The following is a 13939-nucleotide window of genomic DNA, read 5'->3' on the forward strand; positions in this document are numbered from 1 at the left end:
CGCGAACGAATCAGCGCGTCACGATGGTCGCCGAACCGTGGCCGAACAGGCCCTGGTTCACCGCGATGCCGGCGCGGGCGTTCTCCACCTGACGGCCGTCGGCCTGGCCGCGCAGCTGCCAGGTGAGCTCGCAGATCTGGGCGATGGCCTGGGCGGGGATGGCCTCGCCGAAGCAGGCCAGACCACCGGAGGGGTTGACCGGGACGCGGCCGCCCAATGTGGTTGCGCCGCTGCGCAGCAGCGCCTCCGCGCCACCGACCTCGCACAGGCCGATGTCCTCGTACCAGTCCAGCTCCAGCGCGGTGGACAGGTCGTAGACCTCCGCCATCGACAGGTCCTCGGGGCCGATGCCGGCCTCCTCGTACGCGGCGTGCGCGAGGGAGGACCGGAAGGTGTGCGGCGGCGGCTCGACGGCCAGGGCCGAGTCGGTCGCGAAGTCCGGCAGGTCGAGCACGGTCTTCGGGAAGACCGGGGTGACCGTCGACAGGGCGCTGATCCGGACCGGGTCGGCGATGCCGTGCTTGCGCGCGTAGTCCATCGAGGTGAGGACCAGGGCCGCGCCGCCGTCACTGGTGGCGCAGATGTCCAGCAGCCGCAGCGGATCCGAGACGATGGCCGAGGCGGCGATCTCCCCGACCGACACCTCCTTGCGGTAGCGCGCGTTCGGGTTGTTCAGGCCATGGCGGGCGTTCTTCACCTTGACCGCGGCGAAGTCGTCGAGCGTGGCGCCGTGCAAGGCCATGCGGCGGCGGGCGTACAGCGCGAAGTAGATCGGGTTGGTCGCGCCGAGCAGGTGGAAGCGCAGCCAGTCCGGGTCGTCGCGGCGTTCGCCGCCGACCGGCTGGAAGAAGCCCTTCGGGGTGGTGTCGGCGCCGATCACCAGCGCCACATCGGTGAGCCCGGCCAGGATCTGGGCGCGCGCGTTGGCGATGGCCTGCGCACCGGAGGCGCACGCGGCGTAGCTGCTCGAGATGCGCGCGCCGGACCAGCCCAGCGCCTGGGCGAAGGTCGCGCCGGCGACGAAGCCCGGGTAGCCGTTGCGGATGGTGTCCGCACCGGCGATATAGCCGACGTCCTCGTGCTTGATCCCGGCGTCGGCGAGCGCGGCGCGGGCGGCGACCAGTCCGTACTCGACGAAGTTGCGTCCCCACTTGCCCCACGGGTGCATGCCCGCGCCGAGGACGGCGATATCGCGATTCGTGTCAGTCATTGACCGGCCTCCACTTCCACACCGTGTGCTCCGCCTCGTCGTCCTCGTACAGGGTGCCGATGGCGAGTTCGACGGGCATGCCCACGGCCAGGTCGTCGACGGTGAACCCGCGCACCACCTGTCCGAGAATGACCATCTTCTCGACCTCGAGCTCGACCGCCGCGATCACGTACGGTTCGAACGGGTCACCCGAGACATACGGGGCGGGCGGCTTGTACCGGGCATCCGCGTACGACCAGATCCGGCCACGCGTGGAGAAGAGGTAGTCCTCCAGCTCGGAGCCGTCTTTCGGGCCCGCACACCGGGGGTTCCGGCAGGCGAGGGTGTTCTTCGGGAAATACGGTGTGCCGCACTCCTTGCAGCGGCTGCCGCGCAGCCGCGCCACACCGTCATCCGCAGTGAACCAGTCGGCCACGGCGGGGCGTTGTTCTTTCTGCACAAGCCCGACGGTATAGGAACACGTTCTACTTTGGGGGCGAATTCCCCACGCGCGATCCACCCCCGGAGGTACGGTGAACCCTCGGATTGAGGAGTAACCCACCGCGATGGCCACCAAAGCTATTGACCCGCAGTCGATCCGCAACGTGACGCTCATCGGCGACCCCGCCGACACCACCCGACTGCTGCACCGCCTGCACGGCTCCGCCCACCCAGGCCCCGAGCTGCGCTGGTCCGCCGATCGAGCCGATCACACGATCCGCCTGTCCGAGGTCTCGAGCCACGCCCCCATCCCGATCCTCCAACGCGCCATCCGTGTCGCCGACAGCGTCATCGCCGTCGTGAACGCCGCCGAAACCAACGCGCCCCGCCTGGAGACGATCCTCCAGATCGCCGACGACCACCAGGTCGCGCGCCTCTGCCTCGTCACCTCCCTCGACGATCCAACCGCCAACTTCCCCCGCTGCCTGCGCACCATCGCCGACACCCGAGGCGCCATCCCCCTGACCCTCCAACTCCCCCTCGGCACCGGGACCGCCTTCGAGGGCGTCATCGACCTCCTCCCCCTCTGGGCCCTGGAACCCCTGGCCGCCGAAATCTACGGCCCCCACTGGAAATCCGCCGAACACGGCTACCACGCCCTGATCCGCACCCTCACCGAAGACACCCCAGACTCCACCGAACTGACCCTCGACCACCTGCACCGCCGAATCCGCTCCCTCACCCGCCTGGGCGACGTAGTCCCGGTCCTGTGCAGCGCCACCCCCCGAAGCAACGACACCGCCCCCCTCCTCGACGCCATCGTGCGCTACCTCCCCTCCCCACTCGACGTCTGCCAACCCGAGCACGCCCTCGACTACTGATCCGGGTCAGGTCCAGACCGGCGCAACCGGAACCCGGTCGGCGGCCACCGGATCGCTGCGATCAGCGGGTCAATTCTGGTCCCATGTCGAGTAATTCACGGTACCGGCTCCCAATCAGGTTGCCCTCGAGCCATTTCGTCCCGAGTTGCCTCATCCGGCCGAGGAGGGGATGGAAATACGAGTAGCCTCCGCCGACGGTCCGGATCCGCCACGCCACGGCATAGCCGTCCGGATCGACCCATCCGAAGCCCTGACCGCACCGGGTCGAGCGGCCAGAACCGGTCTGATCATTTTTGCGTAAGCTGAAGTCGGATTCGCCGTGTTCGAGAAAGTACGACCATGGGTAGAGCAATGGCGCTCCTCGCCGCGCTACTGATGAACATCCTCATCCCCATCGCCCCGGCGATGATCTCCCAGGCTGGTGCGGACAGCTGTGTCGGGACCTGGACCATAGGGATCGGCGGTGGCGACAACGTCGAGTCGGCATTCACCCCGTATGCCGACCGGGTGATCACCTACAGTTCCGTCGCCCCGGTATCGGCGATCGACGAACTCGACCTCCTGTTCTGGTCACACCGAGCGGAATGCCCGGGCGACCATATTCGCTTGATCGGCCACAGTCAGGGCGCGGCCATAGTGCACGCGTGGATTACCGCCCACCCGAACGCCGCCAACGCGAACGCCATTCTCCTGGCCGACCCCAAGCGCGCCCCGGGTCCCGGCGGCGGCGGGGTGTCCGCGACGCCCGGCAATTCGCTCGTCGGTTACCCCCTCGCCGGTGTGGACGATTGGTTCGGAAACGTCCCGGTTCTCACCGTCTGCAACCACGACGACCCGATCTGCGACGCCTCGGCCACGTGGCGGGGTTACGCCGAGGGCGCCCACCTCCGCTACGACTTCGACGTCAACGACTACGGAAACTGGGATTCCGGCGTCTGGTATCGCTAGCCGACGCCTGCGCGAACCGTGCCGACGAAAAGGTGGGCCCCCGTTTTCCGCCGATACCGCCTAACCTCGCTGATGCACAACGGTTCGGCTCAGAAGGTGGCAGTAAGTGATCGGTACGCGGGCGAAGCTCGATGAACTGGCCAAGATCCTGGAGATCGCGGCGGAACCGGCGGGGGAAGCCGGAGTCGTCAAGCGGGAGAAGAAGGGAATTCCGAGCGTTCGGCAGCGGGTGCACATGCTGCTGGATCCCGGGACATTCATCGAGACGGGGGCGCTGGCTCGGCAGCCGGGGCAACCGGAAGCGCTGTACGGTGACGGGCTGGTGACCGGTCGCGGGCTGATCGGGGGCCGGCCGGTGGTGGTGGTCTCGCATGATCAGACCGTGTACGGCGGGTCGGTCGGGGTGACGTCGGCGCAGAAGTTCATGCGCGCATTGCAATTCGCGTTCGACACCGCGTGCCCGGTGGTGACGATCAACGATTCCGGTGGCGCGCGCATCCAGGACGCGGTCGGTTCCATCGCCTCCTTCGGCGATATCTCCCGGGTGCTGGAGAAGCTGTCCGGCTATGTGCCGCAGGTGTCGATCATTCTCGGGAAATGCGCCGCCGGTTCGGTGTACGGGCCCATCAATACCGACGTGCTCATCGGCACCAAGGATTCCTACATGTTCGTCACCGGGCCGGACGTGATCAAGGCCGTCAACGGTGAGGACGTGAGCGCCGAAGAACTCGGTGGCGCCGAGGTGCAGGCCAAACGCGGCACCCTGCACCACGTGGCCGACACCGAGGAAGAGGCCTACAAGTGGGCGCGTGATTACCTGAGCTATATGCCGACCAGCTGCCTCGAGCAGCCGCCGATCGTGAATCCCGGTCTGGAACCGGAGATCACGGCGCACGACATGGAACTCGACACGGTCATCCCGGATTCCGATCGCTCCGGATACGACATGCACGAGATTCTGCTGCGCCTCTTCGACGACGGCGAATTCCATGAAATCCGAGCGGCATTCGCGCCGAATCTCATCACGGGATTCGCCCGCGTCGACGGCTATCCGGTCGGTGTGATCGCCAATCAGCCACTGGTGCTGGGCGGTTCGATCGACGCCGCCTGCTCGGACAAGTCGACCTACTTCATCCGCCTGTGCGACGCGTTCAATATCCCGCTGGTGTTCGTCGCCGACACCCCGGGCGTGCTGCCGGGTCTCGCGGAGGAGGCGGCCGGCGTGATCATTCGCGGCGGCCGCACACCCCGGGCGATCATCGAGGCCACCGTCCCGATCATCAACCTGGTGGTGCGCAAGTCCTACGGCGGCGCCTACGGCATGATGGCGGCCCGGCAGGTCGGCGCGGACATCAGCCTGGCGTGGCCGACCGCCCGCATCGCGGTGATCGGCGCCGACAGCGCGGTCGACCTGCTCGGCAAACGCCAGCTGGCGGCGATGCCTGAGGAACACCGCGCCGCCGCCCGCGAATTCATGGTCAACCAGTACAACGAGACGATCGCCACCCCGTGGATCGCCGCCGAACGCGGCTACATCGACGCGGTCATCGAACCGTCCCGGACCCGCCTGGAAATCCGCCACGCCCTCCGACTACTCCGCGACAAGCCGAAGGTGAAGCCGGAGTTCAACCCGCGCAAGCACGCCATCTACCCGATGTGAGCCGATGCGGCCCGGTCAGGCGGTCAAGCCTCGCCGGGTCAGCAGGGGTTCGATGATCGGCGGGCGGCCCCGGAACGATTCGAAGGCCGCCATCGGGTCGACCGAGCCGCCGCGGGAGAGCAGTTCCCGGCGGAACGCCGCACCCTTGTCGCGGATGGATACGGCATCGTCCTCGAACCAGGTGACGGTGTCGGCGTCGAGCACCTCGCTCCAGATGTAGGAGTAGTAGCCGGCGCCGTACCCACCCGCGAAGATGTGCGAGAAGTAGGCAGTGCGGTAGCGCGGCGGGATCGCGGCCAGGGCGACACCGGCCTTGCCGAGGGCTTCTGCCTCGAAGGCTTCTGCCTCGACGCCGTCCGTGGCCCCGGCGGGCAGGCGGTGCCAGGCCCAGTCCAGCAGCGCGGCCGCCAGGTATTCGACCGTCCGGAACCCTTCGCCGAACTGTCCCGCCTCGAGCATGCGCTCCACCAGCTCGGTGGGCATCGGCTCCCCGGTCTCGACGTGCTTGGCGTAGTTGGCCAGCACCTCCGGGCGGGACATCCACATCTCGTTCACCTGCGACGGGAACTCGACGAAATCGCGGGGCACCGCCGTCCCGGAGAAGAACGGATACCGCACATTCGAGAACAGCCCGTGCAGCGCGTGGCCGAACTCGTGGAACAGGGTGCGTACGTTGTCCCAGGTGAGCAGGGCTGGTTCGCCCTCCGGCGGCTTCACGATATTGAGGTTGTTGACCACGACCGGGTGCGTGCCCAGCAGCGTCGACTGGCCGACCAGGCTGTTCATCCACGCGCCGCCCCGCTTGGACGGGCGGGCGAAGAAGTCGCCGAGGAACAAGCCCAGACCGGAGCCGTCGTCGTCGAAGACCTCGAACACCCGGACTTCGGGGTGATAGCCGAGCAGATCCGGGCGCTCCTGGAAGGTGACGCCGTACACCTGACCGGCCGCGAAGAAGACGCCGTCCCACAGCACCCGTTCGAGCTCGAAATAGGGACGCAACGCCTCGGCGTCGACCGAGAACTGTTCCGCGCGAATCCTTTCCGACCAGAACTGCCAATCCCAGGAGCGCAGGTCCTCGTCGTCGCCCGCCGCGCGCATGGCCGCGGTGAGTTCGCCCTGTTCCCGCTCGGCATTGGCCACCGCGGGCGGAACGAGCTGCGCCAGCATCTCCTCCACCGCGTCCACCGTCTTCGCGGTCTGGTCCTCGACCACGTACGCCGCATGATCGGAGTACCCGAGCAGCGCCGCCCGCTCGGCCCGCAACGCCGCCATCCGCACCGCCAGCTCGGCATTACCCCCGTCCGCGCCGAACCCGCGCCCCAGCGACGCCGCCATCATGCGCTCCCGCACATCCCGGTCGGCCAATTCGGCCAGCACCGGCTGGTTCGACACATTCTGCAGGCTCAACGCCCACGCCCCCGTATGCCCGAGCGCCGCCGCGTTCTCGGCTGCGGCCGCCACCGCCGCGTCCGCCAGCCCCTCCACCTGCTCGGCCCGATCCAGAATCAGCGCCGCGGCATTGGTGTTGGCCAGATTGTTCTTCTTGAACAGCGTCGACGCCGACGCGAGCTCGGCATTCAACTCCCGCAACCGAGCCTGTTGACCCGCGTCCAGCCGCGCGCCCGCCCGCACGAACCGCAGCCGATACCGCTCCAGCAGCCGCACCTGCTCCGCATCCAGCCCGAGCTCCCCGCGCCGCTCGTACAGCCCCTCGATCCGTTCGAAAAGCTCCCCGTCCAGCAGGATCGAATCCTCGTGCGCCGCCAGCCGAGGCGACACCTCCGCCTCGATCGCCTCGGTCCGCTCCGTCGAATCCGACGACGCCACATTGAAGAACACCCGCGACACCCGCCCCAGCAACTGCCCCGACAACTCCAGCGCCTCAACGGTATTCGCGAACGTCACCTCCCCCTCGCCTGCCGTGATCCCCGCGACCTCGGCCAGCTGCTCCGCCATCCCCCGCTCGAACGCGGGCAAGTAATGCTCGTCCCCGATCTCCGCGAACTCCGGAAGCTCATACGGCAGCACACTGCGCTCAAAGAAGGGATTCCTCGACATACGCGCCACCCTACGTACTACGCACCCCGACCGCCCATCCGTAAGTAGTCGACCAGCAGAAATACCGGAAACTACGGATTCCTCCCCAACCCCGACACCCCACTATGGATATCAGCAAGTACTTGGCAACACCGTCACCCCCATTCGGCGGAATCGCCCGACAGATCTCGCCAATGACGTCGAGATCAGGCTCAATGAAGCGCCGCAGTCGTTCAGATCGACCGAATGGGGTTGTCACATCCTCCGCTCGCCCTCCTGGTCAGGCTTCCAGTCTGGCTCGGATGGTGGCGAGGCGTTCCCGGAGTTCGGATTCGTCGATGACGCCGCGGACCACCAGCGAGTGCGCCAAGGCGACGAGCTGGTTTTCCGGGTAGGGCAGGTCGGCGTAGAGCGTCGACGACAATGAGTCCTCTTCGTCGCGCCGCTCCTTGAAATCAGGGATGTTCGCCGCGCAGGCGGCGTTGTCCAGGGCGTCGCACATCCCGTCCAGGCTGGTCTTCCAGGGCGGCACCGGGTTGCTGACGCCGTATTTGGCGGCCATCCGGGGCCACACCTGGTTTCGTTCCACGATGCCCCGCAGCGACGAGATTTCTTCCGTGCTCACGATTGCCCGCTCCCTCAGTCGACTGGATGGATGGCCGCACGCGTATCGGTGATGACATTGCTCGTCACGCCCACCTTGGGCAGGGCAACACCGATCAAGCAATCGCGGGTGATGATTTCGGCGAGCTGGTCTTCGCTCCAGCCGGCGGTTCCCTCCGGGCGCATCGGCATCACCATGAAACGGTGTTTCTGGTTGGAGTCCTGGACACGCACCGCGACACCCTCGGGCAGGTCGAGCCCGAATTCCGACAGCACCTGGCGCGGCCAGCGGACCATGCGCCGCCGGTAATTGGGCGTGCGATACCACTCGGGGGAATTGCCGAGAATCGGCCGCGGGTAGCACGAGCACAAGGCGCAGACGATCACATTGTGCAGGTCCGGTGTGTCCTCGAGGATCTCGAATGCGGTGAAATCACTGGGTGTTCCGAAACCGGTGGGGTCCAGCCAGTCGACGCCGACTTCCCGGCTGGCGGTCATCGGTTCCGCGAGAGCGAGCGCTTTGAACTCGGGGTCGAGCCACGCCCGGGCTACCAGGTGTGCGGCGGGAGCGGGCCCGATCTGCTCGGCGAATTCGGTGAAACGGCGATGCTCCTCGGCCGTGAAAATGCCTTTCTCGATACACAATTCGCGGAGCGCGATCTCCAGGACTTCGAAGTCCGTGATTTCGTCGACCATGGGCGCAACCGTGCGCACATGGTCGTGGTCATGATCATGGCCGGTCATTCGATCCCTTTCAGCCAACGCTCGGGCAGCTCGGTTTGCAGGGTGTCGGTGCTCGTTCCGGTGTAGCCGTACCACAATTCGGCGAGATTGAACCGAACGACGTAGAACCACTCCGGTTTCGCGTCGGGCCGATCCCACGTTTCGTCCTCGGCCGCCGGGCTTTCATAAGCGACAGAAGCGATTTCACCTTTGGCGCCGCGGACGTACTCCGGCGTCCGCGTGTAGAACAGGGCGGGCAGTTCACGCACGATCACGGCATCGCCGACCCGGAACTTCGGTTCCCCGGCCTGCCCCGCGAACACCTGCGGATCGCCTTTACCGACCGCCTCGACGTGGTGCCGATTGCGTCCGACCCGCGACCCGTCCCCTTCGAACTTCGGTCGAGCCTCGATGGGCCGGCCATCGAGACCATCCGCATAACGGTCCTGAACCTCGATCATCCGCTCGCTCAACTCGCCGAGGCTGATGTGATGCTTCTCGACCAGGACGCGCGCGACAGCGAGCAGCCACCGAGCGTAGTACGGAATCCCCAGATAGATCGCGCGACCCACATCGACATTCCCCATCCGGCGCCGCTCCTCCGACAACCAGATTCCACGCCAGGCCAGCACCTCACAGATCACATACGTGTTGTGCTCCCACACCTCGTACTGCTTGTTCTCGTACTTCATCGGCGCGCACGGCTCACCGCCCACGTCGTGAACGGTCTTCATATAGGCGGCGAAGTGCTCGTGATCCATGAGATCGGGAGTCGGCGCGTCCGGAGTCTCGGAATACGAGGATTTGAGGCGAGCGACCAAATCCAGCTGGGCTGCCCGCTCGGCGGCACTGCTCATGACGGCTCCCTTCCTCGGCGGATAGCAAACCAAGGCCAAATCCGGGCCGCACCACATCAGGTGTGAGGAGATCAGAGCTGAGACACGAAGACCCAGGTGCGCTACCGACCTGGACCCAGGGAACTCATCCTACAGCGGCTCGCTACCGGCCTACCGCGGCCGATAGTTCTCGCGGACCGCCGGTCGGGCATCTACAGCTACCCTCGGATATCCGCCCTGCCGAGAGCATGCTCCGCCGCATCGATCCGCCGCGCACCTTGGAGTCCATCCTGACCGAGAACCTGAATGCGTTCGCGCACGCCACAACCGAGGCCCTCCGATGACGGCCGGCGTCGACACCCCCGACCCGCGCGGCCGCACCGGCCTGGACCGGCACGGCCGCGACCTGACCGGAAACCCGCGGGTCCGGATCCACGATGTCGACGTGCTGTCCTGCAACTGGTACGTCCTGCGCAACACCACCTTCGACTACCAGCACAGCGACGGCCACTGGACCCGCGAACAGCGCGAAACCTACGACCGGGGCAATGGCGCGACCATCCTCCTCTACAACACCACCCACGAAACCGTCCTGCTGACCCGCCAATTCCGCCTGCCCGCCTACGTCAACGGCCACCCGGACGGCATGCTCCTCGAGACCGCCGCCGGCCTCCTCGACGGCGACACTCCCGAACAGGCGATCCGCCGCGAGGCCCAGGAGGAAACCGGACACCGCGTCGGCGCCGTCGAACCCGTCTTCGAGGTCTACATGAGCCCCGGCTCCGTCACCGAGCGACTCCACTTCTTCGCCGCCCCCTACGACCGAGCCGACCACCTCGCGGACAGCCACGGAGTCGCCGCGGAAGGCGAGGACATCACCACCGTGGAAATCCCATTCCCCCGTGCGCTCGCCATGATCCGCACCGGCGAGATCGCCGACGCCAAAACGATCATGCTCCTGCAATGGGCCGCCCTCGACGGCCCCTTCCGCCGGCACTAGCCGCGCCTCGGGTCGAAAACCGTGTCGGCCGAAGACGCCGACGCCACCTTCGCACGCCTCGAAGCCGCCGGCGCCCCCGTCGAACAGCCCCTCATCGACCAGCCCTACGGCATGCGCGACTGCGGCTTCGCCGACCCCTGGGGCAACCACCTCCGCTTCTCCCAGCCCCAGGGCTGATCGGTTCGAGGACCCATCGGTCTCCGACAGAAGATCGGGAGCTCATCCACCGAAACGGATGGGCTCCCGAGCTCGCTTGCGACGCATGGACTATCCGGCTAACTCGCCAGCGCTCTACCGCTGAGCTGAACGCCCGCTACCACCCGGCTGACCGAAGCATTGACCATGATCCAATCCTGGTGCAGAAGGCCATGATTCGCGCCGAAGGCAACGGAGGAGGATCGCCCAGCAGTGAGGGCTTTTCACGCTGGTAAGCCTCTCGGAGGAGAGACCCACCTCTGACGCGCGTGCAGGGACGGTTGGTGGTTGATCAGCGCCCGCACGTCGAATCCGGAACGGCCGCGTAGCCCCTGGAATTCATCAAAACTCACTCAAAATGCACCCAAAATGTCGCTATTCAGCAGCTAAAAGCCACAACGACCCGGTGGAAAATGGCTGGTCCTCCTTCATAATCTCGTAGCCCCAAAACCGTTGAGGTATCTCGATACACATCTGACATTGGACGCCGATCTCCATGATGGGCACACGACGACCAACGTCCTTACGGAACAGGACCAGCGAGTCTGCAGAAAATAACCGCCATGACGTCGGGTAAATGTGACAGTGACCACGCAAGGCCCACCCTCGGCCGACCGCAGTGACCAGTACACAATTGGAGGGATCCGGATCATGTTCGTCGATAAGTCGCTCAAACCACTGGGCGCAATTCTACTGTCCGGCACGTTGGTGATCGGCTGTGCAGCGAGTGCGGCGGGTGCGCCCAGCGGACCCGATCTGGAGAGGTCGGTCGTCCTGCTCGAGACGAGCTGGGACGGATATATATTCGTGCCGCCGAAATACGATCAGGATGGCGTGGGGTTCACGAAGGAAGTGACAGCGGATTCGACTTGCACGGGCTGGTTCGTCGGCAAGACCGGCCAGATGATGACGGCCGGTCACTGTGTCGATCCGGCGGAGGGCAAGAAAGCCCTGTTGCAGCATTTCCTCTCGTCCAAGGGCAGATCCGACCTGCTGGAAACCGCCCTCATGAATTGGAAGGTGGAGGGGACCACGCAAGGGGCGCCGGTGGACCGCGCGGTGAAGGCGATTCAGCCGACAACGGTGAACGACGCCGTGCTCACGACCGCCACCACCGTTCAGATCGTCGACTTCCGGTCGTTCGAGCAAGGGGATCTGGCCTTGCTGAAGGCGTCGGGCTTGTCGAAGGACACACCGGCACTGTCGATCGCCGACGTGACTCCGCAGGTCGGCAGCCAGCTGACCTCCATCGGGTTCCCCGGTAGTGTGTTGAACTTCGCCGATCCCAGCCGGATCCCCCACGCGTCGTTCAAGTCCGGCACGGTGTCGAGCCAGCAGGTTTCGCCTCAGGGAGTATCGGTCCTCGAGGTGAGCACCGACATGTCCGGCGGCATGTCGGGCGGCCCGACCGTGAACAGTGATGGTCAGGTCGTGGGAATCAACAGCTTCGGCGTCCTGAATCCCAGTACCGGTGCGGAGATGGCCGGCACGAACTTCATTACTGAAACCAAGGATCTGCGGACCTTCCTGGATTCACACGACGTACCACTCGCTCAATCCGCGTCGAAGAGCAGCTTCCCGGTCCTTCCCGTGATCGCTGGAGTGGTAGTGGCCGCTTTGGTCATTGCCGGCGCGACTGCGGCCCTGTTGTTCCGGCGCCGGAGGACCGCTATGGCGGTTCCTGCACCGGCCGGCGAAGCTGCCGCCACGGGTTCGGTTTCTGCTGCCGGTCTCCGAGACGACCCGGTTGGCGGACCGGAGACAACTCACGCACAGCCGATGTCGCATCCGACGCCGGTCACCGTCGGGTCGGCCGAACCGATTCCCGCTGAGGACCACGAGCCGTCGAGGACAGACGGCCCGGATACCGAGGCGCGCTACTGCTCCAACTGCGGATTCGAACACCACCCAGAGGAGAAATTCTGCCCTCGCTGCGGACACGCCGCCGGCTGAACCTCAGGGCTGCTGCAGGATCGGGTGACAGCGGTCATTCAGCGGTGACTATTGAGCGCGTGCACGAATCTCGTCGAGCGAAGCTGGGATCCGCGGTCGGTGTGCACTGAGCCACAAACGATGTGGTTCGCCGGCGGTGAAATTCCGCTGCACCACGTCGTCGTGGACGGGTGATTATTCAAGGTGGGCGCAGAGGGTTTCGAACCCCCGACCGCTGGTGTGTAAAACCAGAGCTCTACCACTGAGCTATACGCCCTGACCGCCCGGAAACCCGGGCGACGGGTTATGAATCTAGTGTGGCGAGGGCTTTTTCCCAAGCTGCCTGGTCACGGGGCTCGCCGGGGCCGTTCATTTCGGCGAAGCGGATTATGCCGTCCTTGTCGACGACGAAGGTGCCGCGGTTGGGGTAGCCGGATTTGGCGTTGAAGACGCCGTAGGCCTGGGCTACTTCGCCGTGGGGCCAGAAGTCGGAGAGCAGGGGGAAGGTGTAGCCCTGTTCGGCGGCCCAGATCTTGTGGGTGGGCGGGGGGCCCACGGAGATGGCGAGGATTTCCGCGTTGTCGTTCTGGAACTTGGGGAGTTCGTCGCGGACCTTGCAGAGTTCGCCCTGGCAGATGCCGGTGAAGGCGAGGGGGTAGAAGACGATGAGGACGTTCTTCTCACCGCGGAAGCTCGACAGGGTGACTTCCTGGTTGTTCTGGTCCTTCAACGTGAAGTCCGGTGCGTGCGTACCGATCTCGAGCGGCATGCGTTCCCCTCCATCCTGATGTGGCGGCGCGGCGTACGACGCGGCGCCGCGTGCGACCCGGTGGATCGGACGAGCCGATCCACCGGGTGCACCCGGTTCACCGAAAACCTTAGTGGAAGGCCTCAGCGCTGCTTGGAGGGTGTCTTGGGCTGGGTGAGCTTGGTGCCCGTCCAGGTGCCCAGGGAGACCGGAGTGGTCGAGGTGAGGCCGGCGGGGGTGGCCGACTCGGCGATCTCACTCGGATCGACATGGCCGGATTGACCGGTCTTGGGTGTGAGCACCCAGACGACGCCGTCATCGGCGAGCGGGGTGATCACATTGAGCAGTTCATCGACCAGGTCGCCGTCACCGTCCCGCCACCACAGCAGCACGACGTCGACCACCTCGTCGGTGTCTTCGTCGAGCAGCTCGGATCCGGTGGCTTCTTCGATCTCGGAGCGAAGCGCGTCGTCGGCGTCTTCGTCCCAGCCCAGTTCCTGAACCACCATGTCGTGTGAAATGCCAAGCTTCTGAGCGTAGTTCTGCGCGTCCGCCGCGGCGACCACGGTGGTGTCCTCCTCAATTCCCGACAATAGGTAGTTGCAAGCGAACATGGTAAAAGCCCCCAGCGCAAGCCGATCGGCCGAAATCGCACCCTAAATGTCGTATGTGAGACCGCCGGGACTCAGCGGACAGCCCGCTCACACCCCCTCCGACCTGGCCTATCGATCGGGCTCGCGGCGGGA

Annotated in this window: 15 protein-coding genes and 1 tRNA gene; 6 read left to right on the forward strand and 10 right to left on the reverse strand. The window is 65.8% G+C overall.

The genetic code is table 11. From position 1 onward, the window contains the following. Window positions 1-10 precede the first annotated feature (10 nt). Entirely contained in the window at window positions 11-1210 is a 1200-nt protein-coding gene (locus tag ACQP06_RS25900; RefSeq protein WP_433667029.1) for a lipid-transfer protein, read from the reverse strand. Next, the gene (locus tag ACQP06_RS25905; protein ID WP_433591193.1) at window positions 1203-1649 is read right to left on the reverse strand and encodes a Zn-ribbon domain-containing OB-fold protein; all 447 of its coding nucleotides are present in this window, start codon (window positions 1647-1649) and stop codon (window positions 1203-1205) included. The genes ACQP06_RS25900 and ACQP06_RS25905 overlap by 8 nt, the downstream gene beginning before the upstream one ends. A 106-nt stretch (window positions 1650-1755) precedes the next feature. Here ACQP06_RS25905 and ACQP06_RS25910 point away from each other — a divergent pair, with 106 nt between their 5' ends. Next, a complete protein-coding gene (locus ACQP06_RS25910; protein WP_433667030.1) occupies window positions 1756-2511 on the forward strand; it encodes a GTP-binding protein in 756 nt (251 codons plus the stop codon). 61 nt (window positions 2512-2572) lie between these two features. Here the strand turns inward: ACQP06_RS25910 and ACQP06_RS25915 are convergent, their stop codons facing one another. Further along, window positions 2573-2863 carry a hypothetical protein gene (locus ACQP06_RS25915; RefSeq protein WP_433667031.1) on the reverse strand — a complete coding sequence of 97 codons (291 nt, stop codon included), beginning with the start codon at window positions 2861-2863 and terminating at the stop codon, window positions 2573-2575. Between ACQP06_RS25915 and ACQP06_RS25920 the strand changes: the two genes are divergently transcribed. Then, the gene (locus ACQP06_RS25920) at window positions 2851-3459 is read left to right on the forward strand and encodes a cutinase family protein (protein ID WP_433667032.1); all 609 of its coding nucleotides are present in this window, start codon (window positions 2851-2853) and stop codon (window positions 3457-3459) included. The genes ACQP06_RS25915 and ACQP06_RS25920 overlap by 13 nt on opposite strands. A gap of 106 nt (window positions 3460-3565) precedes the next feature. Continuing rightward, on the forward strand, window positions 3566-5119 hold the full coding sequence (locus tag ACQP06_RS25925) for an acyl-CoA carboxylase subunit beta (protein ID WP_433667033.1): 1554 nt from the start codon (window positions 3566-3568) through the stop codon (window positions 5117-5119). 15 nt (window positions 5120-5134) lie between these two features. Here ACQP06_RS25925 and ACQP06_RS25930 read toward each other — a convergent pair whose 3' ends face one another. The 4 genes from ACQP06_RS25930 to ACQP06_RS25945 all read right to left on the reverse strand — a co-directional run bounded on the left by ACQP06_RS25930 (window position 5135) and on the right by ACQP06_RS25945 (window position 9339). Beyond that, window positions 5135-7177 (reverse strand): M3 family metallopeptidase, encoded by a 2043-nt coding sequence (locus tag ACQP06_RS25930; RefSeq protein ID WP_433667034.1) that lies wholly within the window; start codon window positions 7175-7177, stop codon window positions 5135-5137. A 259-nt stretch (window positions 7178-7436) separates the two neighbouring features. Continuing rightward, window positions 7437-7718 (reverse strand): thiocyanate hydrolase, encoded by a 282-nt coding sequence (locus tag ACQP06_RS25935; protein WP_379095880.1) that lies wholly within the window; start codon window positions 7716-7718, stop codon window positions 7437-7439. Window positions 7719-7795: 77 nt separating this feature from the next. Continuing rightward, entirely contained in the window at window positions 7796-8503 is a 708-nt protein-coding gene (gene scnC, locus ACQP06_RS25940; RefSeq protein ID WP_433667035.1) for a thiocyanate hydrolase subunit gamma, read from the reverse strand. Next, the gene (locus ACQP06_RS25945) at window positions 8500-9339 is read right to left on the reverse strand and encodes an SH3-like domain-containing protein (RefSeq protein WP_433667036.1); all 840 of its coding nucleotides are present in this window, start codon (window positions 9337-9339) and stop codon (window positions 8500-8502) included. The genes scnC and ACQP06_RS25945 overlap by 4 nt, the downstream gene beginning before the upstream one ends. Window positions 9340-9658: 319 nt before the next feature. On the opposite strand from ACQP06_RS25945, the gene ACQP06_RS25950 reads away from it, so the two are divergent. The 3 genes from ACQP06_RS25950 to ACQP06_RS25960 all read left to right on the forward strand — a co-directional run bounded on the left by ACQP06_RS25950 (window position 9659) and on the right by ACQP06_RS25960 (window position 12466). Then, window positions 9659-10318, forward strand: coding sequence for an NUDIX domain-containing protein (locus ACQP06_RS25950; protein WP_433667037.1), 660 nt, complete (start codon window positions 9659-9661; stop codon window positions 10316-10318). Between the two features lie 21 nt (window positions 10319-10339). Beyond that, window positions 10340-10495: a VOC family protein gene (locus tag ACQP06_RS25955; protein ID WP_433667038.1), complete on the forward strand. Its 156-nt coding sequence runs from the start codon at window positions 10340-10342 to the stop codon at window positions 10493-10495. 669 nt (window positions 10496-11164) lie between these two features. Next, window positions 11165-12466, forward strand: coding sequence for a trypsin-like peptidase domain-containing protein (locus ACQP06_RS25960; protein ID WP_433667039.1), 1302 nt, complete (start codon window positions 11165-11167; stop codon window positions 12464-12466). 184 nt (window positions 12467-12650) lie between these two features. On the opposite strand, the gene ACQP06_RS25965 is transcribed toward ACQP06_RS25960, so the two are convergent. The 3 genes from ACQP06_RS25965 to ACQP06_RS25975 form a co-directional block, all read right to left on the reverse strand. Next, window positions 12651-12722: transfer RNA gene (locus ACQP06_RS25965), tRNA-Val, on the reverse strand. A 27-nt stretch (window positions 12723-12749) separates the two neighbouring features. Next, a complete protein-coding gene (locus ACQP06_RS25970) occupies window positions 12750-13214 on the reverse strand; it encodes a peroxiredoxin (RefSeq protein WP_357098120.1) in 465 nt (154 codons plus the stop codon). A 122-nt stretch (window positions 13215-13336) separates the two neighbouring features. After that, a complete protein-coding gene (locus ACQP06_RS25975; protein ID WP_433673437.1) occupies window positions 13337-13759 on the reverse strand; it encodes a DUF3052 domain-containing protein in 423 nt (140 codons plus the stop codon). Window positions 13760-13939: the final 180 nt, after the last annotated feature.

It is taken from the genome of Nocardia sp. CA-136227 (assembly GCF_050955695.1).
GTDB lineage: Bacteria > Actinomycetota > Actinomycetes > Mycobacteriales > Mycobacteriaceae > Nocardia.